The sequence below is a fragment of the Bifidobacterium scardovii JCM 12489 = DSM 13734 genome, from assembly GCF_001042635.1.
GTDB lineage: Bacteria > Actinomycetota > Actinomycetes > Actinomycetales > Bifidobacteriaceae > Bifidobacterium > Bifidobacterium scardovii.
On the sequence record NZ_AP012331.1, the window covers coordinates 2,223,661 to 2,248,709 of the forward strand.

Annotated in this window: 19 protein-coding genes and 1 pseudogene; 4 read left to right on the forward strand and 16 right to left on the reverse strand. The window is 61.3% G+C overall.

Annotation, left to right across the window (positions count from 1 at the left end):
* The first annotated feature begins 105 nt into the window (after positions 1 to 105).
* Complete coding sequence (locus tag BBSC_RS09130) at positions 106 to 1,584, forward strand: DUF2252 domain-containing protein (RefSeq protein WP_051923225.1); 1,479 nt, start codon at positions 106 to 108, stop codon at positions 1,582 to 1,584.
* Between the two features lie 223 nt (positions 1,585 to 1,807).
* On the opposite strand, the gene priA is transcribed toward BBSC_RS09130, so the two are convergent.
* The 6 genes from priA to hisD all read right to left on the reverse strand — a co-directional run bounded on the left by priA (position 1,808) and on the right by hisD (position 7,529).
* Positions 1,808 to 2,533 carry a bifunctional 1-(5-phosphoribosyl)-5-((5-phosphoribosylamino)methylideneamino)imidazole-4-carboxamide isomerase/phosphoribosylanthranilate isomerase PriA gene (gene priA, locus BBSC_RS09135; RefSeq protein ID WP_033518751.1) on the reverse strand — a complete coding sequence of 242 codons (726 nt, stop codon included), beginning with the start codon at positions 2,531 to 2,533 and terminating at the stop codon, positions 1,808 to 1,810.
* A 158-nt stretch (positions 2,534 to 2,691) separates the two neighbouring features.
* Positions 2,692 to 3,339 carry an imidazole glycerol phosphate synthase subunit HisH gene (gene hisH, locus BBSC_RS09140; RefSeq protein ID WP_033518750.1) on the reverse strand — a complete coding sequence of 216 codons (648 nt, stop codon included), beginning with the start codon at positions 3,337 to 3,339 and terminating at the stop codon, positions 2,692 to 2,694.
* A 57-nt stretch (positions 3,340 to 3,396) separates the two neighbouring features.
* Positions 3,397 to 4,116, reverse strand: a complete 720-nt coding sequence (locus BBSC_RS09145) for a hypothetical protein (protein ID WP_033518748.1) — start codon at positions 4,114 to 4,116, stop codon at positions 3,397 to 3,399.
* Positions 4,116 to 4,718: an imidazoleglycerol-phosphate dehydratase HisB gene (gene hisB, locus BBSC_RS09150; protein WP_033518746.1), complete on the reverse strand. Its 603-nt coding sequence runs from the start codon at positions 4,716 to 4,718 to the stop codon at positions 4,116 to 4,118. Before hisB ends, BBSC_RS09145 begins: the two co-directional genes overlap by 1 nt.
* An 87-nt stretch (positions 4,719 to 4,805) precedes the next feature.
* Positions 4,806 to 5,981, reverse strand: coding sequence for a histidinol-phosphate transaminase (locus BBSC_RS09155; RefSeq protein WP_033518745.1), 1,176 nt, complete (start codon positions 5,979 to 5,981; stop codon positions 4,806 to 4,808).
* Between the two features lie 150 nt (positions 5,982 to 6,131).
* On the reverse strand, positions 6,132 to 7,529 hold the full coding sequence (hisD, locus tag BBSC_RS09160) for a histidinol dehydrogenase (RefSeq protein WP_033518744.1): 1,398 nt from the start codon (positions 7,527 to 7,529) through the stop codon (positions 6,132 to 6,134).
* 229 nt (positions 7,530 to 7,758) lie between these two features.
* Between hisD and BBSC_RS09165 the strand changes: the two are divergent.
* Positions 7,759 to 8,808: pseudogene (locus BBSC_RS09165) on the forward strand (bile acid:sodium symporter family protein).
* Positions 8,809 to 9,083: 275 nt separating this feature from the next.
* Here BBSC_RS09165 and BBSC_RS09170 read toward each other — a convergent pair.
* Positions 9,084 to 10,583, reverse strand: coding sequence for a xylulokinase (locus tag BBSC_RS09170; RefSeq protein WP_046725998.1), 1,500 nt, complete (start codon positions 10,581 to 10,583; stop codon positions 9,084 to 9,086).
* A gap of 291 nt (positions 10,584 to 10,874) precedes the next feature.
* On the opposite strand from BBSC_RS09170, the gene BBSC_RS09175 reads away from it, so the two are divergent.
* Positions 10,875 to 12,446, forward strand: a complete 1,572-nt coding sequence (locus tag BBSC_RS09175; RefSeq protein ID WP_033518743.1) for an IS3 family transposase — start codon at positions 10,875 to 10,877, stop codon at positions 12,444 to 12,446.
* A gap of 214 nt (positions 12,447 to 12,660) precedes the next feature.
* Here the strand turns inward: BBSC_RS09175 and BBSC_RS13375 are convergent, their stop codons facing one another.
* The 9 genes from BBSC_RS13375 to BBSC_RS09215 all read right to left on the reverse strand — a co-directional run bounded on the left by BBSC_RS13375 (position 12,661) and on the right by BBSC_RS09215 (position 24,479).
* Positions 12,661 to 13,503, reverse strand: a complete 843-nt coding sequence (locus BBSC_RS13375; RefSeq protein WP_081892996.1) for an AraC family transcriptional regulator — start codon at positions 13,501 to 13,503, stop codon at positions 12,661 to 12,663.
* Positions 13,504 to 13,636: 133 nt separating this feature from the next.
* Complete coding sequence (locus BBSC_RS13380; RefSeq protein ID WP_081892995.1) at positions 13,637 to 15,421, reverse strand: glycoside hydrolase family 36 protein; 1,785 nt, start codon at positions 15,419 to 15,421, stop codon at positions 13,637 to 13,639.
* 38 nt (positions 15,422 to 15,459) lie between these two features.
* The gene (locus BBSC_RS09185; RefSeq protein WP_033518739.1) at positions 15,460 to 16,260 is read right to left on the reverse strand and encodes a carbohydrate ABC transporter permease; all 801 of its coding nucleotides are present in this window, start codon (positions 16,258 to 16,260) and stop codon (positions 15,460 to 15,462) included.
* Positions 16,261 to 16,324: 64 nt separating this feature from the next.
* Positions 16,325 to 17,239, reverse strand: a complete 915-nt coding sequence (locus BBSC_RS09190) for a carbohydrate ABC transporter permease (protein WP_046725999.1) — start codon at positions 17,237 to 17,239, stop codon at positions 16,325 to 16,327.
* 72 nt (positions 17,240 to 17,311) lie between these two features.
* A complete protein-coding gene (locus BBSC_RS09195; RefSeq protein WP_231648961.1) occupies positions 17,312 to 18,670 on the reverse strand; it encodes an ABC transporter substrate-binding protein in 1,359 nt (452 codons plus the stop codon).
* 386 nt (positions 18,671 to 19,056) lie between these two features.
* Positions 19,057 to 19,812 (reverse strand): hypothetical protein, encoded by a 756-nt coding sequence (locus BBSC_RS09200; protein WP_033518738.1) that lies wholly within the window; start codon positions 19,810 to 19,812, stop codon positions 19,057 to 19,059.
* A gap of 634 nt (positions 19,813 to 20,446) precedes the next feature.
* Positions 20,447 to 21,658, reverse strand: coding sequence for a hypothetical protein (locus BBSC_RS09205; RefSeq protein ID WP_144414459.1), 1,212 nt, complete (start codon positions 21,656 to 21,658; stop codon positions 20,447 to 20,449).
* Between the two features lie 82 nt (positions 21,659 to 21,740).
* Positions 21,741 to 22,397, reverse strand: coding sequence for a YhjD/YihY/BrkB family envelope integrity protein (locus BBSC_RS09210; RefSeq protein WP_161787651.1), 657 nt, complete (start codon positions 22,395 to 22,397; stop codon positions 21,741 to 21,743).
* Positions 22,398 to 22,601: 204 nt separating this feature from the next.
* Positions 22,602 to 24,479: an oleate hydratase gene (locus BBSC_RS09215; RefSeq protein WP_033518735.1), complete on the reverse strand. Its 1,878-nt coding sequence runs from the start codon at positions 24,477 to 24,479 to the stop codon at positions 22,602 to 22,604.
* A gap of 257 nt (positions 24,480 to 24,736) precedes the next feature.
* On the opposite strand from BBSC_RS09215, the gene BBSC_RS09220 reads away from it, so the two are divergent.
* Complete coding sequence (locus tag BBSC_RS09220; protein WP_033518734.1) at positions 24,737 to 25,042, forward strand: YhbY family RNA-binding protein; 306 nt, start codon at positions 24,737 to 24,739, stop codon at positions 25,040 to 25,042.
* Positions 25,043 to 25,049 lie beyond the last annotated feature (7 nt).

Genomic DNA, 25,049 nt, shown 5'->3' on the forward strand with positions numbered 1-25,049 from the left:
TGTTACGAACCTCGTTAACACGAGTCGCCGGCGACACGGCGCGCGGATCGTCTCCCCCGAAGGCCCGCGCGCCACGCACCCGAGCACGGAGGTAAGGTTGGGCGTATGAGTGAGAGCACCGAGAACAATGCAACCGTCGTCGGCAACGTGGTCCAGGCCGATGCCGACCACCCCATCATCGATATCGCCTCCTGGCGTCAGGCCCCGAATCCGCCGGCGCGGGAGCGGGCCGGCCTCGCCCTGCGCAAGACGGTGCCGCTGACCAGCCACGCGCTGTGGCAGGTGCGCGAGAACCGGCGCGACGTGATCGGCCTGTTGGAGGAGCAGTCGAGCCAGCGCGTGCAGGAGCTGATCCCGCTGCGCTACCAGCGCATGAGCGTATCGGCGTTCACCTTCTACCGCGGCACCGCGCTGATCATGGCGAACGATCTGGCGCGCACCCCGGTCACCGGCATCCCGGTGCAGGCCGTCGGCGACGCGCATATCGGCAATTTCGGCATGTTCCGTTCCCCGTCCAACCGCCTCGTGTTCGACATCAACGATTTCGACGAGACGCTCACCGGCCCCTGGGAGTGGGACATCAAGCGACTGGCCGCGTCGGTCGAGATCTGCGGGCGCGCGAACGGCATCCGCAAATGGGACCGCCGGGCGGCGGTGAAGCGCTGCGTGCACTCCTACCGCGACCATCTCAAGCAGTTCTCGCAGATGGACTATCTGGACGCATGGTACGACCACATCGACGTGGAGGCCGCGCTCGACCATTACGAGCGCACGGTGAACGGACAGCGCAACCTCACGCTGCGCGAGGCGGCGCGGCGCGCGACGCTGAAGGATTCGGACCGCGCGGCCGCCAAGCTCACGTACCGCGACGGCGACCGGCTGCGCTTCCGGTCCAAGCCGCCGGCACTGACGCCGATCAACGAGCTGCACAGCTACGCCGATCTCGAGGCCCTGCAGGGCCGCCTCGAGGCGCTGTTCAACAGCTACCGCCACAGCCTGTACGAGGACCGCCGCCATGTGCTGAGCCACTATACCTACCACGACACCGCGCGCAAGGTGGTCGGCGTCGGTTCGGTCGGCACGCGCGCATGGGTGTCGATCCTGACCGGCCGCGACATCGACGACCCGCTGATGCTGCAGATGAAGGAGGCCAATGATTCGGTGCTCGAGCGCTTCGTGGGCCGCTCCCCCTATGCCACGCACGGCGAGCGCGTGGTGCAGGGGCAGAAGCTGATCCAGTCGACCGCCGACGTGCTGCTCGGCTGGTCGAGCTTCCTCGCCGAGGACGGCAAGCCGCGCGACTACTACGTGCGCCAGTTCTGGAACGGCAAGGGATCGATCGACATCGAGCATCTCAACGATCTGGCGCTCAACGATCTCGGCCGCCTGTGCGCGCGCTGCCTGGCGCACGCCCACGCGCGCACGGGCGACCGCGTCGCCATCGCCTCGTACGTCGGCGACACCGAGGAGTTCGACGAGGCCATCGCCTCGTTCGCGGCCGCCTACGCGGACCAGAACGACGCGGATTACGCGGTGTTCAAGCAGCTCATCGACTCCGGCGAGCTGCCCTGCGCGTCGCTATAGCCGCGGCGAAGGGCACGGCGGGCCGCACCGCCGCGTCCTATCGCGATCATGCGCGTGATTATTCACGCCCCCGCTGGATGGGCAGTCCAGTGGACTGCCCATAGCAGTGCGCGAAGCGCACGTCGCATATAACGTCGGGGGCTGGCGGCGAAGCCGACTGGGGGTGGTCGGACGGAACGCCAAGCATCCGGTCATCCTCGGGCTTACACACCGCCCATCACCGTCACTTGGCGGTTTCGAGCGCCTCTTCCAGGGTGAAGGCCCGCGCGTACAGCGACTTGCCGAGGATCGCGGAGTCGACGCCGAGTCCGGCGAGCGCCTTGATGGCGGTCAGGTCGGCGAGCTTGCTGATGCCGCCCGACGCGGTGACCTTGGCGTCGGTGCGCTCGGCCACCTCGCGCAGCAGATCGATGTTCGGACCGGCCATCATGCCGTCGCGGGTCACGTCGGTGACCACGTACCGCGAGCATCCGACCGAGTCGAGGAACGCCATCGTCTCGAACAGGTCGCCGCCCTCCTTGACCCAGCCGCGGGCGGCGAGCGTGTGCCCGCGCACGTCGAGGCCGACGGCCACGCGGTCGCCGTACTTCGCGATCGCGGAGGCGGTCCAGTCCGGGTTCTCCAGCGCGGCGGTGCCGATGTTCACGCGTGCGGCGCCCGCGTCGAGCGCGGCGTCGAGCGACGCGTCGTCGCGCACGCCGCCGCTCATCTCGATGTTGACCTTGTCGCCGAGCTCCCGCACGATCTCGCGCAGCTGGGCGCGGTTGTCCCCCGTGCCGAACGCGGCGTCGAGGTCGACCAGATGGATCCACTCGGCACCCGCGTCGACCCAGGTTCGGGCGGCCTCCAGCGGCGAGCCGTAGTCGGTCTCGGAGCCGGATTCGCCCTGACGCAGGCGCACGGCCTTGCCGTCGCGCACGTCGACGGCCGGCAGCAGTGTAAGGGACATATCTTCACCTTTCCTATTCACGCCCCCCCTGCACGGGCGGGCGACTTTCGATGCGGCCGCGCATCCGTGCCCGCGGGCGGGCGGATGGCGGCCATGCCTCGATCAGAACATCTCGATCAGAACGTCGCGGTCAGAACGTCGCGGTCAGAACGTCGCGGTCAGAACGTCGCGACCCAGTTCTTCAGCAGCCGGGCGCCGGCTTCGGCGGACTTCTCCGGGTGGAACTGGGTGGCCGACAACGGGCCGCGCTCATAGGCGGCTACGAACCGGCTGCGCCCGTATTCGCACCAGGTCACGCGCTCCGGCGCATCGCCGAAGTCGATCTGCATGGCGCTCAGGTCGGCGGAGCGCACGCCCATCGCCGCATAGGAGTGGACGAAGTAGAAACGCTCGTTCGCCACGCCGTCCAGCAGCACCGAATCGGCCGGGGCCTCGACGGTGTTCCATCCCATGTGCGGCACCACGTCGGCATCCAGCAGATCGACGCTGCCGCCGATCAGCCCGAGGCCGGCGGCCTCCTGGCCGCGTTCGAGCCCTTTCTCGAACATGATCTGCTGGCCGACGCACACGCCGAGCACCGGGCGCCCAGCGCGCAGGCGGTCGTACACCACGCGGTCGCCGGACACCTCCTTCAGCCCGCGCATGCACGCCGCAAACGCGCCGACGCCCGGCACGACCAGACCGTCCGCCTCCAGCGCCGCGCGATAATCGGACGTCAACGTCACGTCGAGACCGAGGTTGGCCAACGCGCGCACCATGGACCGCACATTGCCGAACCCGTAGTCGAACACCACCACCGATGTCATCGTTTTGCTCCTTGATTGTCGTGGGCGCGCCGTCGGCGGCGCCCGGCGGACCCGCCGCTACTGGATGCTGGAACCGCCCCGCCCGAACCGCGTGTGCTCGGCGATGACCTGCATCGCCTGGTCGTGGTCGAGGCTCGACGAGGCGATGCTCGCCGTGCCCTGATCCGCCAGACCGTTCATCGTGGTGATGCCCAGCATGAGGTCCTCCACGAACGGCGCGGTGGCGCTGAACAGCACCGGCGGGGCGAAGGTCTGCCCCGGATCGCCCATCATGTACAGCGTGGCCTCCAGCTTGTCGGCGCGGTTGACCGCGAGGATCACGGACATGCCGCTGACCACGGTGGTCAGATCCTTGGCGGCTGCTTCTGGGCCGTCGCCGTCGAGGTTGCGCAGCACCGCGACGGCCCCCTCCTGGGAGTCGATGCAGTCGGCGGAGATGTCGGACAGCTGGCAGAACGCGGCGAGCAGCCGGGCCGACGTCAGCCGGGTGATGATCACCGCGACCTTCGCCTTGTTGCCGAGCAGGCCGGCCAGCTCGTCCTCGAACCCCGACGAGACGGACGAGGCGTCCGCATCGCCGTGCCCGTCGGCATCGGCGGCGGAACCGGAACCGGAGTCGTCAGCCGACTTGCCATCCTCACCGCCGGGCTCGTCGCCGGACTCCTGGAACTCCTTTTCGAATCCCGCCAGGGCGGCCTCCAGCTCCTCGTCGCTGAACGAGGCGCCATCCGGGTCGGACTGGTCCTTGAACCGATCGTCGAACGGATCGTCACTCATCACAGCGCGCCCTTCGTGCTCGGGATCAGGCCGGCGATGCGCGGGTCGGGCTCGACCGCAAAGCGCAGCGCGCGGGCCAGCGCCTTGAATTCGGCCTCGGCGATGTGGTGGGGATCGCGGCCGGCAAGCACCTGCATATGCAGGCAGATGTCGGCGTGCAGCGCGATCGACTCCATGACGTGCCGCACGAGCGAGCCGGTGAAGTGCCCGCCCATCATGCAGTACTCGAAGCCGGCGGGTTCGCCGGAGCACACGCAGTAGGGGCGGCCGGAGATGTCGACCACGGCCTTGGCGAGCGCCTCGTCGAGCGGCACGGTCGCATCGGCGAAGCGGCGGATGCCGCGCTTGTCGCCGAGCGCCTGCTTCAGGGCCTCGCCGAACACGATGGCCGTGTCCTCGACGGTGTGGTGCACGTCGATGTCGGTGTCGCCGTGCGCCTTGATGCTCAGGTCGATGAGCGAATGCTTGCCGAGCGCGTTCATCATATGGTTGTAGAACGGCACGGACGTATCGATGTCGGTCTGCCCGGTGCCGTCAAGATCGAGGCTCAGTTCGATGTGCGATTCGCTGGTTTCGCGGATGATATGCGCGGTGCGTGCCATGTCATCTCTCCCTTCACGTTGGTTCCGGCCGTTCCCGGCCGGCATTGCCGATGATACCCGGCTGTCGATACCCGTATTGGCGGTTGGCTACTCGGCTTCGACGGCGCGCATCGCCTCGACGAGCGCCTCGCGGAAGCGGGCCATCTCGTCGTCGGTGCCCATGCACACGCGCAGCCATCCGTCGGGCCCGACCACGCGGATCAGGACGCCGCGCTTGAGCAGCTCGTCGAAGATGCGGTCGCGCTTGTCGAAGTGCCCGCCGAACAGCAGAAAGTTCGATGCGGACTCGGCCACGGCGAGCGGCTGGCCCTTGTAGGTCTGCGTCGCGAGCCAGTTCGCGGTCTGCTCGCGGATCTCTCGCAGATGGGCGACGCGGCTCAGCTGTTCGTCGGTGTGCTCGAACGCGGCGAGCGCTGCGGCCTGCGTGACGGCGGACAGGTGGTAGGGCATACGCACGATGCGCACGCAGTCGATGATGCCCTTGGACGCGGCGAGATAGCCGACGCGCGCGCCGGCGAAGGCGAAGGCCTTGCTCATGGTGCGGCTGACGGCGAGGTTCGGGTGCTTGCCGATCAGTTCGAGCGCGCTGGGCGTGCCCGGGTTGCGGAATTCGACGTACGCCTCGTCCACGACGACCACGGGGTGCACGCCTTCGGCGGCGCCGGCCACCTCGGCGGTGTCGCACACGTCGAGGATGCGCTCGAGGTCGGCCTGGGGCAGCGGGGTGCCGGTCGGGTTGTTCGGGCTGGTGAGGACCACCATGCTCGGCTTGATCTCATGGATCGCGGCGATGGCGGCATCCGCGTCGAGCGTGAAGTCGGCGTTGCGGTGGGCGAGCTTCCATCCGGTGAAGGTGTCGCGCGCGTACTCGGGGTACATGGAGTACGTCGGGTCGCAGCCGAGCGCGGTGCGGCCCGGGCCGCCGAACGCCTGGAACAGCTGGAGCATGATCTCGTTGGAGCCGTTCGCGCCCCACAGCTGGTCGACGACGAGGCGCACGCCGGACTCGCGGGCCAGATAATCGCTGAACGCGTGGCGCAGGGCGATGTGCTCGCGGTCGGGGTAACGGTTGAGGGTCGGCGCGATCTCGCCGACGCGGCGGGCGATCGTCGCGCAGACCGCCGGGTCTGGCGCATACGGATTCTCGTTGACGTTCAGGCATACTGGCACGTCGAGCTGCGGGGCGCCGTACGGCTCCTCGCCGATCAGGTCGTTGCGCAGCGGCAGGGTGGCCGGGATCGCGTTGCTGGTGTTCTCGCTCATTGCTCTTACAGTCTCTTTCCTGCCCCGCTGGAGGGGCTGTCATACGACGACATGACCGGGGCGGCCGCGGGCGGACCCGCATGCCGCCCCGGTCCATCAGCGCCGGAACGCTTCCGCCGGCGAAAGCGGCGGAAGCCGAACCGCGGCGGCCTAGCGCAGACCGGCCTCCTTCTCCTGCTCGCGCAGCGTGTCCTTGTCATACGGATCCTTGACGAAGCGGGACAGCACGCATTCGCCGTGGGCCGGCAGGTCCTCGGAGACGGCGAAGGCGTTGATGCGCGCCGCAAGCGCCTTGAGGCCCTCCTCGTCGTATTCGATGACCTCGACCGGCTTCATGAAGGTGTGCACGCCCAGGCCAGCGGCGAAGCGCGCGGTGCCGCCGGTGGGCAGCACGTGGTTGGAGCCGGACATGTAGTCGCCCAGCGGCACCGGGGAGTACGGGCCGCGGAAGATGGCGCCGGCGTTCTTGATGCGCTTGACCACGGCGTCAGCGTCGGCGGTCTGGATCTCGAGGTGTTCGGCGGCGTAGGCGTTGGCCGCATCGATGGACTGGTCGAGGCCGTCGGTCAGCACGATGGCGGACTGGGTGCCGGACAGCGAGGTGTGCACGCGCTCGGCGTGCTCGGTCCTCGGCACGCGGTAGTTGAGGTTCTCCTGCACCTTGTCGGCGATCTCGGTCGAGTCGGTGAACAGCACGGAGCCGGCGAGCTCGTCGTGCTCGGCCTGGCCGATCAGATCGGCAGCGAGCAGGCTCGGGTCGGCGGTCTCGTCGGCGATGATGCCGATCTCGGTGGGGCCGGCGACCGCGTCGATGCCGACGAACGCGGAGACGAGCGACTTGGCGGTGGCCACGAAGATGTTGCCCGGGCCGGTGATCTTGTCGACCGGATCGCATAGCACGTCGCCGTCCTGCGGATCGGAACCCTTGGCGCCGTAGGCGAACATGGCGATGGCCTGGGCGCCGCCGACCGCGTACACCTCGGTGACGCCGAGGATGGCGCAGGTGGCGAGGATGGTCTTGTTGGGCAGGCCCTTGTCGTTGTCGCGGGCCGGCGGGGTGGCGATGGCGAGCGATTCGACGCCGGCGGCCTGCGCCGGCACGGCGTTCATGATCACGGACGACGGATAGACGGCCTTGCCGCCGGGCACGTACAGGCCGACGCGCTGGATCGGGATCCAGCGCTCCGCGACGCGGGCGCCGGGCGCGAGATCGGTGTGGAAGTCCTTCGGCACCTGGTTGGCGGCGACGGCGCGGGCGCGGCGCACGGATTCCTCGATGGCGGAGCGCACCTCCGGGTCGAGCGTGGTCAGCGCGTCCTGGATCGCCTCGGCCGGCACGCGCAGGTGCTCGGGGCGCACATGGTCGAACTTCTCCTCGAAATCGCGCAGGGCCGCGGCGCCGCGCTCCTTGACGTCGTCGAGGATCGGACGCACCAGATCGGATGCCTCCGACGTGCCCATTGCGGCGCGCGGCATCGCGGCCAGCAGCTCGGCACGGGACAAGTTCTTACCACGAAGGTCGATGATTCGCATGATGTTTTCGCTCATAAGCACCCATCGTAACAACGTATTGTCACGAATCGGCAAGGAACGCCCGGATTCACCCGAATCGTGAGATATCGGGGCGCCCCTTGCACCCGTGCGAGGCGCAATATCGCATGCGAAATATTACACAGCATCACGCGTGGTATTTCATATTGTGATCTTTTTCCGTGGCGCCGCCGCCAGCCTCCTATCCTTCCGGCATAGATCATTTCAAGAGAGAACAAGTGATCGTATGGAACAAGTCAAGAAATTCGCCGATTGGCTCACCAAATGGTTCACGCTGATCGTGGTCGTGTGGGCCGTGTTCAACTACTTCGTGCCGCAGACCTCGCTGTGAGGCAAAAGCTACACCGGCTACCTGCTGGGCGTCGTGCTGTTCGGCATGGGCCTGACCCTGACGTTGGACGACTTCAAGCGCATTCTCACCCAGCCGCTCATGGTGATCGTCGGCACGGTCGCGCACTTCGTGATCATGCCGCTGATCGCCGTGGCCCTGTGCGCCATCTTCCACCTGTCCGGCCCGCTGGCCGTCGGCGTGATCCTCGTCGGGTGCTGCCCGTCCGGCACCTCCTCGCACGTGATGAGCTACCTGTCCCGCGGTGACGTCGCGCTGGACGTGTCCATCGGCATCCTGTCCACGCTGTGCGCGCCGTTCATGATCCCGCTGCTTATGCAGCTGCTGGCGTCCCAGTACGTGACCGTTCCGGCGCAGTCCCTGTTCCTCAACGCCGTCAAGGTGGTGCTCTTCCCGATCGCGCTCGGCGTGGTCTGCCACATGATCTTCGGCAAGAAGATCGAAAAGGTCACCGTCGCGCTGCCGATCGTCTCCCAGGTCGCCATCCTGCTGATCATCGGCGTGGTCGTGGCCGCCAACGGCCCGAAGCTGTTCGCCGCCGCCTCCCTGATGGCCATCCCGGTGGTCATCCTGCACAACCTGTGCGGCTACGGACTGGGCTTCGGCTTCTCCAAGCTCATGTACAAGGTGTACCCGAAGGGCTTCAAGTACGCCCAGCAGAAGGCCATCACCTTCGAGGTCGGCATGCAGGACTCCGCTCTGGGCGCCACGCTGGCCCTGACCTCGTTCGCGGCCAACCCGCTGGCCGCCGTGCCGTCCACCTTCTTCAGCGTGTGGCACAACATCTCCGGTTCGGTGCTGTCGAGCTGGTGGCGCAACCACGATGACAAGCACGCCATTGCCCACGATTCCGCCAATGGCGAGAAGGGCTCGGCCAAGCTCGCCGTGCCGTCCGTCGCCACGGTGGCCGCCGAAGCCACCGCCTGACCGGCTTTCGCCGATTCACGGTTATATAACCGTTATACGGTTATATAACCGTTATATAGAAGGCTGCTGGATGATCTCATTCATCCAACAGCCTTCCTTTTATATATGGGCGCCCCTCCCCGAGGGGAGCTGTCGGCGAAGCCGACTGAGGGGAGCGACCGACTCACCCTCCCGCCGGCGGGAGGCGCGGCGCAGCTGCAATGGCATTCGTGGCAGTCACTTTCGTTCGTTCATCCTCCCGCTGGCGGGAGGTGGCGCGCAGCGCCGGAGGGTGGTCAAGATCCAAGGATGGTCAAACCCCGGCCAACCGCATCCACGGCGGGATACAGCGTGACGAACGCCGGATAAACGGCATCGTACGCCCGCGCCGCCGCCGGCCGCGGCGCATACACGACGCTCTCGCACACGTCCCGGATCAGGCCGGGCTTATCGAACACCAGCGACGCGAGCGCCACGGCCGGCAATATGTCGGCGTTGGCGAACACCTCGACCGGGTGCGCCAGCACGTCGGCCATGATCTGGCACCATGCCGATTCGCGCGCCCCGCCGCCGATCAGCGAGATCGTCTCCGGAGGCGCGTCGAAGCTCTCCATGCCCTGACGGATCGAGAACGCGACGCCTTCGAGCGCGGCGCGCAACATATCGGCCTTGGTCGTATCCGGCGAGATGCCGACATACGCGCCACGGATCGCGGGATTCATCACGGGGAACCGCTCCCCCACCAGATACGGCAGGCAGAGCACGCCGTTCGCGCCTGGGCGCGAGCCCTCGATCAGATCGTGCGCCGTGCCGTAGTCGGCGCCGGCAAAAACGCGCGACGCCCACCGATGCACGTCGCCGGCGTTGAGGAAGGGCACCGCGTTGACGAATCCGGGCGCCACGCCGAATGCGAGGTTGGCGGCGCCGGGCTTGTCCGTGAACGGCTCGGGCGAGACCGTGGCGATCCATCCGGAGGTGCCGAGGTTGATGTTGTACTCGCCGGGGCGGCTCACCCCGCTGGCGAGCGTGGTCGCCCCGGCATCGCCGATGCCTGCATATACCGGCGTTCCGGCGGCGAAACCGGTGAGCTGCCGCGCCGGCTCGCCGACCTTGCCGACGATATCCTGCGGTCTGTGCAGCCGCGGCAGCATCGCCGGATCGATGGAGGCCGCCACGCAGAGTTCCGCGTCCCATCGACCGGTGTGGATATCCATGGCGCCTGCCGTGGTGCATGCGGCCACATCACCGACCGCCGCCCCGGTCAATCGCGCGATGAGATAGTCCTTGGAGCTGATGAGCACATGGCGGATCGCCGCGAACGACTCGGGCTCGTCGTCCCGCAGCCACATGAGCTTGGGCAGCGGCAGGCCTCCTTCGAGACGGTTGCCGACCACGGCGAGAAAGCGGTCGGCGCCGCCGCAGTATGCGTCGGCAAGCGTCTGCTCCTGCCGTTCGGCGCGTCCGTCCGAATACAGGATGGCGTTGCGCACCGGCCGCAGATCGCCGTCAAGCGCGATCAGATCCTGCATCTGGCCGCTGAAGATGATGCCGGCGACCCGATCGGCGGCGAATCCCGGCTCCCGCGCTTCGGCCGAAGCCAGCATATGCCGCGACACCAAGCAGAACGCCCGCCACCACTGGCCGGGATCCTGCTCGCGGCGGTCGCCGTCGATGATCAGATCCAGCTGCTCGCTGCCGCTGGCCACGATGCGCCCGTCCGCCGCGACCAGCGCCCCCTTGAGCGCCGTGGTGCCCGCATCGAACACCGCCGCATATGCCGTTGTATTGCTATCCATACGCTCCATGGTAGCCATCCGACGAGTCGCCGACTATCGGACTCTGTGAAATGCAAATGATCTTCGGCTGACACGTATCTGACAGAAAGACGGTTACAGCTGACAACATGCCTTCTGAGGCTATTCCCTTTCGTGCTGACTCATTATAGGGTGACTTCACTGAGTCACCGAAGGCCCAGTGCGAACAGTCACAGACAAAGGAGCCGACCTAATGGCCGTACCCCAATACATACGAACGAAACCGCGAGGTGGTGCCGTTTTCTTGGACTGTGATCCGGGGAGGAACCCATCATGGCGAAGTACACGAGGGAACAGCGGCAACGCGCGGTCGAGCTGTATGCGAAATACGAGTGCTGCGCGGCGGGTGTGATACGCGAGCTGGGGTATCCCAGCCGGGAGGCGTTGCGCATGTGGCACCGGGACTGGCTCGGCGAACAGGAGACGGGCGTGCCCTCGCAGCGGGGTGAACGGTATGCGCGCTACACGGAGGAGCGGAAGCGTGCGGCCGTGGACCATTATCTGACGCATGGGCGGCGTGCGAGCCGCACGATGCGCCAAATGGGGTATCCGAGCAAAGAGGTGCTCGTTTCGTGGATCGACGAGCTCGCGCCGGGCGAACGCCGGATTCGCCGTGGCCCGGTTCCCGGGGAATCGAAACGGGATGCGGTCCTGAAGGTCGCGTCCGGCGAATTGAGTTCGCGCGAGGCCGCGGAGGTGGTGGGAGTGGATTCGTCGGTCGTGCGAAACTGGAAGCGTCAACTGCTCGGAGCCGCGAAAGGACTCATGGTGGCGAAGAGGGAACCGGAACGCGGGGGTTCCTCGCCGCAGGACGATCCGGACGCGCTGCGCGGCGAGGTCTCCGCGCTGAACGCGGATCTGGAGCGATTGCGCGCCGAATACCGGGCGATGGAGATCAGGTTGGCGATCGTGAAGGGCGCGGCGGAACTGGTGGGAAAAGAGCCGGGCGCAGACCCGGACAACCTGACAAGCCGAGAGAAGACGACCCTGATCAAGGACATCAGTGAGACGTTGGGCGTGAACGCGGAGAGCCTGCTGAAGGAGGTCGGCATCAAGCGCGGCACGTACTACTACCAGTTGAAGGCCATGCGCCGGCCGGACAGGAACGCGAGCCTCCTGTCCCTGGTGCGCGAGGCGTTCGAGAACAGCAGGAGGCGTTACGGGTACAAGCGCATCCACCTCGAGCTCAAAAGCGCGGGCATCATCGTGTCGGCCAAGCGCATCATGCGCCTGATGACCAGCCACGGCATGGTCCCCGTGTCCAGGAGCGCGAAGCGCTGCAGTTCGTACAAGGGCGAGATCGGCGGCGCGCCCGCCAATCTCGTGAACCGCGACTTCCACGCCACCGCGCCGAACCGGCTGTGGGTCACGGACATCACCGAGTTCCCGATCCCGGCGGGCAAGGTGTACCTGTCGCCGGTCATCGACTGCTATGACGGCATGCCGGTCGCCTGGACGATCGGCACGAGCCCCAACGCCGCCCTGGCCAACGGGATGCTCGAGACCGCGTGCGCCACGCTCAGGCCCGGCGAGACTCCGGTCATCCACTCGGACCGTGGCTGCCACTACCGGTGGCCCGAATGGATCCGCATCTGCAAAAGCCACGGGCTGACCCGGTCGATGAGCGCGAAGGGCTGTTCGCCGGACAATGCGGCCGCGGAGGGGTTCTTCGGCCGTCTCAAGAACGAGTTCTATTACGGGCGGGACTGGAGTGGCGTGGGCTACGAGGAGTTCCATGAGCGCCTGGCCGCCTACCTGACCCACTACAATGAAACCAGGATCAAGAAGTCACTGGACTGGCTAAGCCCCGTGCAATACCGCAAACACCTTGGAATGGCCGCCTGACCGTCCAAAAAAACATCCGCACCCCCCTACCCGGGAAATCGTTAAGGAAACAGGGAAAAGAGCAGTGACATCCTTTACCCCGATAACACGCCCTGCAGATAACGATGCCTTGCCGTGGCTTGCGGAATCGTAACCATCCGAGCTACCGGTATCGGTTACACAAGCGTTGACGGAAATTCTATACAGGAATTGACGGTCACGACAGCTCCGTTCCCTACCGTAACACTGTATTCGGCAGGGAACGGAGCCTCCTATATTCACTTGGATTCAACATATTCTCTCGGCGAAACGCTCGAGAGAATGCATCTGGACTCTTATACCCACATCGTTTAGCAACCAGATCTATGGGCTCTCTTGTCTTGGTCAACAACTCAGCAGCTCTGGACATCCGAGCATTCAAAATAAACTGACGCGGAGAAATGCCGAGATGCGTCCTGAATACTTCAAACAAGTATGCGCGGCTAACAAATAATTGATTGGCAACATCCTCGACGTATACTTTTAAATCAGAGTTCACGCATTTGTTGATATAGTCAACAGCATTTTTGACCAGACCATCATCCAGCCGCTCCAGAGGAGTCAGTACGGACTGTCTGCTGGACATTAATATTCCAATAATCTGTAGGAATGTTCCTTGAATAAGTAGATCATTTGAGGGAGTACGCTTCGGGAAACGCAAAATCTGATCAATGGACCGTCTGATTGCATCATAATTCGAAATGGCAATAACCGGATGTTCAGAGCTCAACCCGCATAAAGAAAGAGTTCGACGCACGTCGTCGCCACGAAAATCAGTCCAACAATAACTCCAAGGATTTCTGACATCGGCATAATAAAAAACCGGAGTATGTGAGGGAACATAGAAGCAATGATGCGCCCCTATTTCATAGTATCGATTGTTCACATAATAATGGCCGCTGCCCGATCCGGTGAAATGCAACATATCATAATCACGCATGCCGGGCCCCCAAGAATGTCCGGGATCACAATTCTCGATTCCCGCCGATACGAAGTCAAGACGTACATGGTCTACCGGATGCTCGATCGTATACTGCATTATCCCCCCTAACTATTCCCCACATAATGTATAAGATACAACCGTCAATAGGGTGGCACCCAACTTTGTCCGCACAAAACGAGATGCCACCCACGACATTGACGAATGTCCCTTCATCGACGAATTGATTTAATCACAATTCCAAATCCAGCACTCCAAATGGTTCGACAAATATGCTTATCACCGTTGCACCATTAACCGACTTCTGACATATTGATGTCTTACGCTCTCGGTATCCCGCCGCATCCACAGTTTGTATCAACAGGCCTACATGCCCGTCCACACCGCGAATGCGAATAGTCGTTGTGCAGGAATTCGTGGCATTGAGAACAACCAAATGATGCACTTCTCTCGCATCCATGTCCACTATGGTGTGCTCAGAGTATATGCCGGTGACCTGCACACCATCAGCGGCTGCATTTACTATTGGATATGATAAGGCCTGTGATCCGAGGCGTAATTGTCCTTCTAAAATCACATGCCGATAGCGGTTCCATATTGATAACAGGTGACGGCATACCGATTGTTGTTCTTCGGGAATCAGTGATGGTGTAACCGATAACTGCGGCACGCTGAAGAAGGAAGACATGATCTGTTGAGCACATGCAGCCGACTGAGCAGAAGTATCCCACACGAGCATGTCCGAATCAACTACACGCCCAGAAGCTACAAGCCTTGCATTTATTGTGCCACATCTATTTGCGATGGCATCGGCAGGACAATCTGAAGCTCTAAGCACGTTGGCATAAGAGCCGAGCAACGGATTCACATACGGAGAGCGGAACTCAATAAGAGGACTCGTCTCATGCTTCAAGGTAATGGCAGATCGTATATCTTCCAATAGTTTAAGCATCGCGACACCAACATCATTCAAAGCGTCCGCCTCAGATGGAGATCGGGAACCTTGATAGCACGACGCCTGATCGAGAAAGTCAATTTTCAAACCATCAATGTCGTATGTCTCCACCAATCGCCGGCACATACGCGCAATCAATGCGCGTACAGAAGCTCGACGCGGATCGAGTACGTGGGTATTCAAATCCGCTCCATCCAGATAGATCGGATTCTGATCCCTGACATGCGACCAAACACTGGATCGTTCTCCGACCAGCAGCGGAGCCACCCAAAGGACCACAGACAAGCCTTTTTCATGTAGCTTGGCCACGGTATCTTTCAAATCAGGAAATTTCTCGGGGTCGGGTATCCAATCGCCGCATCCGGCATATCCCCGCCCACTACCGTACATTTGCCAGCCGTCATCAATAAACACGGATTTGCATCCGAGCTGAAGTATACCTTCCGCTTCAGCAAGCAAATATGCAGAGCTGACATTTTGCAGACACGCATACCATGTCGAGAATACCGGGTCATACGCATATCGGGGAATCGGCATTACACCGTGGCCAGCGCGTATGAATTCGTTCAATTGAGCGATGGAATCAACAATCGACAGACAAGCCGCAACGTCGATTATCAATAAATGTTCTTGCTCGCGTCTCATATGGAATCGTAAGAGTATCGAGAATAGGCGGCGCTCCTCATCAACGCCGTATTGCATCGTCAACTCGCCAACGGATAAGGAAAAACCAAAACCCAACAGGCAATTGTCTGATACATCCAGCAGACATCCCATCGGCTCAGACTGAACCAATGAGATCCGTTTCTTGCCATGCCAATCCGGAGGCAATGGCACACAGTCCCGTTCGCCTGGGTGCCAGAACGACACGGCACCACCAAGAGGCACCGTTATGGCTATCATGCTTTCATCATCGATCCGATGGTCTCGGCGCACCGTTACCACATAACGTCCTTCACCCATCTCGGTGGTTTCCAGATGCAAATCACACGTCGCGAGCAGTTCACCGTTACCCGCATGACCTTGCGAAAGCAAGACACCCTCATATCTGTCCAACAGCATTGTCGGACGCTCCTTTCACTATGCGTATCATCACATACCTATTCCTTAATGGAACCGGCGAGCATGCCAGACACAAATTCCTTCTGCAGGAACACAAACAAAATAAGCACAGGCAATACGCTCAACGCGGTTCCCGCCAACAGCTGACCATAATCGGTGGTGCCGATGCCCTGCAAAGTTGCCAAAGCAACAGGAATCGTGTACTGACTGGGAGAACGTTGCACGACCAGCGGATAGGTGAAATCATTCCAACGCGCCAAAAACATAAAGATCGAAAGCGCTGCCAAAGATGGCTTCATCGCAGGCAACACTATCGTGGAAAAGATGCGGAATTCTCCAGCCCCATCAATCCTCGCTGCTTCAACGATGGTTCGAGGGAATGAGCCCATGGCCTGTTTCATCAAAAACACGCCAAAGGGCATGGCCAAATCGGGCAAGATCAGTGACTGATAGCTACCCAACCATCCGAAATTCAACATCATTTTGAATAAAGGGACCAATGTGACTTGTCCTGGCAAACTCATCACGGCAATAACCAATCCAAATAGGATCTTACTTCCTTTAAACTGGTATTGTGCAAAGGCATAGCCAGCCAAACTACACACCACAGCACCAATAAGCACATACAGTACCGACACCACAACCGAATTGACAATCGCCGTACCGAAATCCGTACTGCCCATGAGTCCCTTCAAATTATTCAGGAACTCGCCTCCCGGTGTCAGATGCGGTGTTTTGGCATAGATCTCGTTGGCCGAACGAGTGCTTGCAACGACCAGCCACCAGAATGGAAAAATGAATATGATCAGGCCTAGTCCCAAACCACCGGTCAAAGCCACGCTTCTCCATGCTCGGCCAGTTCGATCTATCTTCTGGGATCCACGAATTTTTTCTGACATCATGCTAGTCTTTCTCCCTTTGAATCCAGAACTGGATGCAACTTAAAATCACCACGATGACCAGCAATGCATAACCGATAGCTGATGCATAGCCAAAGTCGAAGTACTTGAATCCCTGCATGTACAGATACATACCGATGGTAAGCGTCGCATTATTGGGACCACCACTGGTCAGAACATAGGGCTCATCAAACAGCTGAAGCGTGCCAATGGTAGACAGTACCGTTGTCAACAGAATGGCCGGTCTCAAACCCGGGATTGTCACCGATTTGAAACGTTGCCAAGCATTGGCGCCATCCACAGATGCGGCCTCATACAGTTCATCAGGGATCGATTGAAGCTGTGCCAGATAAATAACAGCGTTCTGCCCCGTGTAGTGCCATGTCATCGCAAGAATAATCGATACTCTCGCCCAACCAGGCTGAGTCAACCATGGAACATCAGGAATATGCAGAAGGCCGAGAAAGTAATTTAGCACTCCGCTTTGTGGGTCAAGTATGTTTTTAAACAGAATTCCATATGCTACCAGTCCCATGATAATGGGAAGGAAATAACCCATACGGAATATGGTACGAAACTTAAGCAAGGCTGAATTAAAAGCCACTGCTAAGGCTATGGCCAATATCAGCATGACCGGCACTTGAACAATCAAAATCAAAAAGGTATTTTTTAGTGCACGCCAGAACAATTCGTCACTGAACAGACGCTTAAAATTAGCGAATCCGACGAACACCTGCTTGCCTGATTGATTTGCGGTTAAGGACAACCATCCCGAATACACGTATGGATAGAACTTGAACACAGCGTAAAGGATCACCATCGGCGCAATAAAGATATACGGAGCGTTCTTCTGCGTGAGCCGAAGACGCGAAACGGCACGCCTCCGATCACCATTATTTGTAGTCTGATTTTTCATCATGTAGACCCCTCATTGGCAAGAGCGTCCCGTCCTCTTGATGTTTTGGACGGGACGCTCTCCTCATGTACTGCGTCAGTCGGACGCGAGCTTTCTGCCGGTTTCCTGAGAAAGACGCTGGGCAGCTTCATCCAAGGCTTGCTTGGGGTCGGCATTCTCAGTAAGGACTCTCGTCTGCGCGTCACTCAGCGCTTTCTTCGCCTTTGCGTAATCGCTGGTGTAAATCAGCTTCGGGGTTTTATCCTCCAGCTGCTTGGTGTATACATCATTGATTTTTTCATTGTTGTAGTAAGCGTTTTCCTTAGTCATGTCATCGCTTTTCAGGAAAGGAATATATCCAGGGAACAGCCCCTGCGACTTATACATGGCCGACTGCGCCTCCTGAGTGGCAAGTGTAAATTTGATGAACTCCCATGCCGTCTTTTTGTTCTTGCTAGAGTTCGCGATTGACAGGTAATTCGCACTAGGCAATGCTGAGGTCAACCCGCCTTCTTCCACTGCCGGCAGAGTCGTTACACGCCACCGATTCTTGTATTCCGGCAATTGCTTCTCGAATATGCCCGTTAAGAAGTTGCGATCAGGGAAGGACGCCACATTTTCAGCTTTTGCGGCTTTGATGTTTGAGTCTTCCGAACTAGCAGGAATATCCGAAATCAAGCCAGCATCATTGGCTTCCTTCAGCAGCTCCATCGACTTAACGCCGTTCTTGTTATTCATGACAATTTCACCATTGTCATTAAAATAGAACGTTCCCTGCAGCATAGTGATGATCTGCCACAAGTCGACAGGATTACCTCCCGTAGCGGCTTTATCCATATAGAACAGGTAATCTCCTGTCTTATCTTTGATCTGTTTACCCGCGTTAAGGTAATCGTCCCATGTCTTGATATCATCGATATTGACGCCGGCCTTTTCGAATATGCCAACGTCGTAAAGCAGAGCCCCGGTATTGACTTCGAAAGGCAATCCGTAAATATTATTATTAACTGTCGCGCTCTCAAGAATTCCTTCCGGAAAGTCAGACTTGAGATCCTGAGCTCCATAATCATTCAAGTTCACAAAGGCATCCGGGAACTTATCGACGTATCCACCGATATAATCAATGCCGATATTCATGATATCTGGCAGCCCCTGACCACCAGCGGCCAGCCCTGTAGTAATTTTGTCCCAAATGGCCGGATTGCCTACATTCTCAACAGTAACTTTCGTACCGGGATACTTCTTTTCAAATAACTTGGCCGAAGCCTCGAACTCCTTCCCCGGCTGCTCCCAAGTCCAAACGGTAATGTCCCCCTCTACCTTGTCATTTTGAGCAGAGGAAGAACTACTACCCCCCCCCCGCAGGCAGCGAGAGAAGTCACCATGGCGGCTGAGAGTACCGCTGATACAACGATTTTTCCACGCATTACTTATTCTCCTTATCGATCTAGGCAACCTCGCCTTAAATCATCATGATCACCGTGTATCCACGATCATCATCTTCGGATCGGTCTCCTTAGCGATCCGTGACTAAAGCGTATAACCTTTCAGACGAACGGAGATGTCGTACAGCATGATAGTTGACATTCTGCAAGGCGCACATAACATCCGGCACCCCCTTCATGCATCGATTCAGAGTCAGGTCGCAAAACCCCAATCATCCATACGACTCTCTCACGCTGACATTAAGCCAACATCCGCCATCAATTTTTCAGCAGCACAATGCATCAGTGAGAATCACACCTTCCGTAACTCATACCACTGGCAGCTGTACCTGCACCGTGGCGGGTTGAGCGGACGCACACTGTTCCACTCGCTCAACCTGCCACGGAATCGGCGCGTCACCGCAGCCGCAGCGCGACGGCCTTCAGCGGACGCGTGTACTCGTCACGCGAGATCCGCAGGCGGCTCACCACCCGATCGGGCACCCTGGCCACGAGACGGGACAGTTCCCGCAGCACGACCTTCATACGCTTCCTATCGGGATCGGCGTGCGCGGCGGTCTGCTCCAGTCGCGAGAGGATCGCCGGGTCCGGCTTGCTGACGGACGCCGCGAACCGCGTCTTCTTCTCCGCCTCGCAGTTCAGCTCGTCGAGCAGGATCGCGGCCAGTAGCGTGGGCCCGACCGCCGTGGCCAGCGCATTCACCACGACCAGGCGGTCGTTCTCCGTCGTCTCGTCGTCCGGCCCGGAGAGCAGGTCGCCGAGGATGTTGTTCCACGACTCGGCGACGTTCGCGGACGATTCGCGCTGACGCATGCGGTGCGGCGGCAGCTGCACGGTCAGGCGGTCCAGCCACAGGCGCATCGCGCGCACGGCCTCGTCGAGGTCGTTGGGCAGCTGGATGATGCCGGCCTCGACGGTCCGCTTCCCCTTCATGGCCGCGACGTCGGCGGGACGCAGCCCGAAGATGCGCCCCTTGGCGTCGGGGAGCGGGTATTCCCACCGCGTGCGGCACACGACGCGGTCACCGCTCTGGTACACGTAGGAGTTGCAGTACGGCAAACGGGAATCGGTGACAACGGCCCACCTGCCGGACTCGTCGGCTTCGGCGGAGCGGATGATGCGCATCTGTTCTGCGAACGCAGGGATGTTCATTGATATGTCCTTTCCTTGGTCCGGGTACACTACTCCCTAGGGAGGGACCCTAGAGGCCCGGATCGCGGAAACAGAGACATATCTACTGCATGAGCGGAGACTTTAGCACGGCATTCCCCGAACTCAACCCGTGCGTGTCTTTAGCGAGGCGCCCGTGCGGCACCGGATTAGGACCAGGAAACGGCACAGGCGAACACATGTTGAGAAAAATGTGACAGAACTGCCTCCATACAAGAGAAAAACGTGACAGATCGGCCTCCAAATAGGAGAAAAACGTGACGGCCAGTATTCTGCGTCCTTAATTCGTTGATGAATTCCAGCTCTTCTCGAGGAGTCCGTGAGTCCGTCGGCGCAACCGACCGGAGTGTTCCGACAGCGAAACCATGACCGTGTGACCACCCTCCGGCGCTACGCGCCACCCCCGCCAGCGGGAGGATCGCCCGGTCAATCATTTACGAGACAGTGCGCCGGCAAGAGGACGAATATTCATTCATGCGACAGTCGAGACAACATTCCGCATCTCGAATGACGATGTCCGCTCCGAACGACTGGAGGTTCCGGCTCGGCCATGGCGCATGCGTTGGAGGTCGAACGGGACTCGCGTTCGGGTTCGGCCTCCAACGCGGCGGACCCGTCAGCGTCCAGTCTGCCGGGCCGGCTCCTTCCGAACCGACGGATAGCCCGAATCCGGCGCGTACGGAGCCAGCGGGAACGTGGCGAATGCCTTGAATCCCAGATGGATGGCATGCTCATTGGCGTAATAGCGCAATGCCCCGGGCAGCCACATGAGCAAGGGGGCGGGGAGAAGAATCAGCAGGAACGGGATCATCCATGCCGGATTGATGTCGCGGAACGCACCCAGATTCTCGTTGACGCGAGCAAGGGCATCGGCATTGGCCTGAATGAACAGCTGAAGCATAGCGAGACCGTAGGCAATGCAGAACGGCGCCATCGGCAACGTCGTCATCGTCCATGCGAACATGATGACGAGATACAGTATGAACACGACCGTCATAAGGACGATGGCGATGACCACGCCCCATCCCCCGACGCCGGACAGGACTCCGCCACCGTACTGGTTGCCCCATCGCACCACCGGAAACATCGAGTAGATCACGCAGATGATAGACAACGCGACAAGCGCCGGGAACAGGACGCAGATGATCTTGAACTGCAGCCGGAATACGCCGCCGAAGCACTTGCGCGCCAACCTGTCCCATCCTCGGGGGACCACCGCGATCGCATGGGCCCACCGGGCGAATCCTCGGCCCACGCCGTTGCCGGCCATCACGTTTCCGACCATGACGACGATGAACACTGGTATGGTCCAGCACAGCCAGGTGATGACGTAGAGCATCAGCATCGATCCACCATTCTGGAAGATGGGGGTCCATGCATCATCCGCGGTGGCTTCGCCGTGGTACTGGCCGGATAGGATCAGCGTCAGGCGAAACACCCAAAAGCAAACCTGCTCGAATATCGACATCAGGGCCGGGAAAGGGCTGGTCAGGAACCCGGTGATCATGAACAGCACCACCACGGGCAGCCCGTTGTAGGCGAACGACTGGAAAATCATTGCCAGCGGGCCGAGCCAGCTACGTCCGGCGCGCCGCATGAGCGCTTCCGATCGATTCAGCGGAACGAGTCTCGCGGGGCCGGGAGACGGCCGGCCATGGCCGTCACCGGCTCCGACCCCATTGTCTCCATCGCCTCCATTGCCATGGCTGTCCCCATAACCATAGCCATTTGTTCCAGTTGGCCCAGCCTGTCGGGAAGCCGGCATCGTTCCCCTGACGTCGAATGCCATGCCGCGGTGATCCGCCTTGCCCGCACCTTCCGAATCCATTGCTCTCATCGTTGCTCTCTCATCAATCAACGGGAAATAATCCGAGCTCATTATACGGTCGGCGACGTTGTCCTCCGATGACTCACGACCGAGGGCGCGACGCCGACTCCCAAAGTTCGGAGGACCGCGCGGCCGCCCCGCCAACCGCTCCCGCACGCCACTCGGCAATGAGGGCGGCGCAGAGCATGATCACCTGCGCGACGAGGTTAAACCACAGGAGCACGCCGATCAGGGCAGCGAACGGGGCGAGCATCGGGTTGCGGGGCACGCCGGTCAGCTGCAGTACGAAACGCACCAGACCGCCGGACACCGTACCGGCGGCGGTCGAGAGGATGAACAGCACGGCCACGGCGAAGGCCGCGAGGGTGTCGCGCAGTCTGGTGACGACGATGTTGGGTTCGTGGTCGCCGTCGTCGAACATGGTCCGCACGGCACCGCGCAACGAATTCATCCAACCGGTCACGATCCACCAGAAGATGGCCAGCGTGGCCAAACTGGTCCAGGTCAGAGTGCTGGACACGGAATCGAGCACGGACTGCGACAGGAACGAGTCGGAAACCGCGGGGATCACCGTGCGCACCGCATCGATCAGCATCCGCTGCCAGTCGACGTTGCCGACCATGATCAGGCCGAGCACGCTGATCGCGATCCATACGCCAGCGAAGAACGCGAACAGCAGTCCATAGGCCAGGCCATTCGCCAACAGCGGACCGCGCCGGGACAGATACCGGTCCAGCACCCGCCCGGGCAACGTCCGCGACCATGCGGACGCCGCACGGTCGATCATCATCCGCACGTCACGCATATGCCACCCCGATCGTCATGCCGGAGCAGGCGGGATCGGACATGATCCCGGCATGCTCCGGCACAAGTTTACGGCACCCGGGCACCCACGGCACGACAGCGGCGGCCGCTTTCCCCGGCCGCCGCGTCGGCCCGCCGCTCACACGACGTGGTACTCGTGCAGCAGCGTGGCGATGTCGGTGCCCTCGAGCTTCTTGAGCACCTTGCCGATCACCTTCCGCTCAAGCCAGTTGAGCTTCATGTCGGTGACCGGCGCCCCGTCGCGCAACTTGACGGTGGCGTTGAGCAAATTGCGCACGTCGTAGACGCTGCCCCACACCTCGGGCACGCCGCGGTCCACGTCGAGCAGCGTGTACACCGCCTCCATGCCGGTGCGCATCGAGTACTCGGTGGTGAAGATCGTATCGCGCGGGGTCTCGGCGAACTGGCCGAGGAACGCGAAGTTCACGGCGCCGTCGGGCACCACGTCGGGCCGGTCGCCGGCCGCGCGCGGCATGAAGAACGCGGTGATGTACGGCATCATCACCGGCACGGTGTTCGCGTGGTTCTTCGCGAGCGCCTCGATCTTGTCGGCCGGCACGCCCATGTGGTAGAGCCACTCCTCGCAGATCTCCTCGCCGGTGCACTCGGTCATCGGCTTCTTCACGTAGTTGCCGGGCTTGTCGGGGAACAGGCCGTACACCCACACGCACAGCTGGTCCTTGGGCTGGTCGCGGAACTGCTGCTGGCGGTTCAGCGTCCAGCTCATCAGCCAGTTGGAGTCCTCGACGGTCACGATGCCGCCGGTCACCACGCGCCCGCCGAACGGGTCGCGCTTGCAGATGCGCTTGATATACGGCGGGATCTCGCCGTCGAGCGTGGTCACGGTGGCGCTCATCCACTTGGTGGCGTTCGGGTCGGAGCAGAACTTGTCCGGATGGCCGAAGCTCGGATCCTGCTTGGCGATGTTGCGCCACATGTCCCAGCCGCCGCCCGGTTTCAGGTCCGGATTCCACGCGGCCGGGGCCTTCTGCGAGCCCATCGTCGAGTTCTCCACGCAGCCGCCGTTGGTGATGAACACCAGATCGTTCTCGGTCAGGTCGATCGACGACTTGTCGCCCTCGTGGTCGATGTCGAGACGCACCGCGATCTTCTTGGTCGGCGAACCGTACGGGTTGCGCTTGAAGTAGCCCGACTCGGCCTGGATCTTCTGGATCGTGTCCTGCCCGACGCCGGTGCGTTCGCGCTTGGGCCCGTTCCCGCCGCCGATCGCGAACTCGACGTTGTCGACCTTGGTGTTGTAGTGGAACTGCACGCCGTGCGATTCGAGATACTTCACCATCGGCAGGATCATCGACTCGTACTGATTGTAGCGGGTGAAGCGCAGCGCCGAGAAGTCCGGCAGGCCGCCGATGTGGTGGATGTAGCGCTTGATGTACAGCTTCATCTCGAGCGCGGAGTGCCAGTTCTCGAACGCGAACATGGTGCGCCAGTACAGCCAGAAGTTGGAGTTCAGCACCTCGTCGTCGAAGAAGTCGGTGATCGGCTCGTCGTACAGCTCCTCGTCGGGCGTGAAGAACAGCTTCATGATCTCCATCGACGCCTTGTCCGACAGGCCGAACTTGCCGGCGAGCCCGGCATCCTTGCCGAGGTCCTTGGTGGCGCGGCACAGCGAGTAGTTCGGGTCCTCCTTGTTGAGCCAGTAGTACTCGTCGAGCACGGAGACGCCTTCGGTCTCGATGGAGGGGATCGAGCGGAACAGGTCCCACATCACCTCGAAGTGGTTGTCCATCTCGCGCCCGCCGCGCATCACGTAGCCGAGCCCGGGGATGTTCGCGCCGTCGCAGGCGCCGCCCGCGACCGAGTCCTTCTCGAAGATATGGATGTGGCCGCCCGGCATCCGCCCGTCGCGCACCAGATAGCAGGCCGCCGACAGCGCCGCCAGACCGGTACCGATGATGTACGCGCTCTTGCCGTCGACGCCCGCCGGCTTCTTCGGGCGGGCGAACGCTTCGTAGTTACCGCTGGAATAGTACATATTCCGCCTCCTTGAGCTTGGATTGACACAGTGTCAACCCCTCCAATGGACATATTGTCGCATATGCGGCTCTTCCACCATAGACAATAGGGGGTGTTTCGACGCATTATTGGCACGCTGCGCCGTCGGCGCACACGAATCGCCAACGCTCCCGCCCACCCCGGCCCATCCGATCATCGCCCCGAAACGCTATCCTCATGAAGTAGGCAACACATCCGCAGACACAACACATGATGCACCGACACCAAGGAGCCCCAATGGCACTGAGCAAGAAGCAGGTCAAGCAGCTGCGCGCGCTGGCGAACCCCATGAACCCGCTGATCCAGATCGGCAAGAACGAGGTGAACGAGGCCACCGTCAAGCAGGCCGACGAGACCATCGAGAAGCGCGAACTGATCAAATGCTCGGTGCTGGACGGCTGCGGCCTGGACGCCAAGGAGGCCGGCTCCCGGCTGGCCGAGGCGCTGGGGGCCGAACTCGTGCAGGTGATCGGCAACCGCTTCGTGATCTATCGCCGCTCGCACCGCGACGACGTCGAGCACATCCGCCTCGTGCGCGAGTAGCGCGACC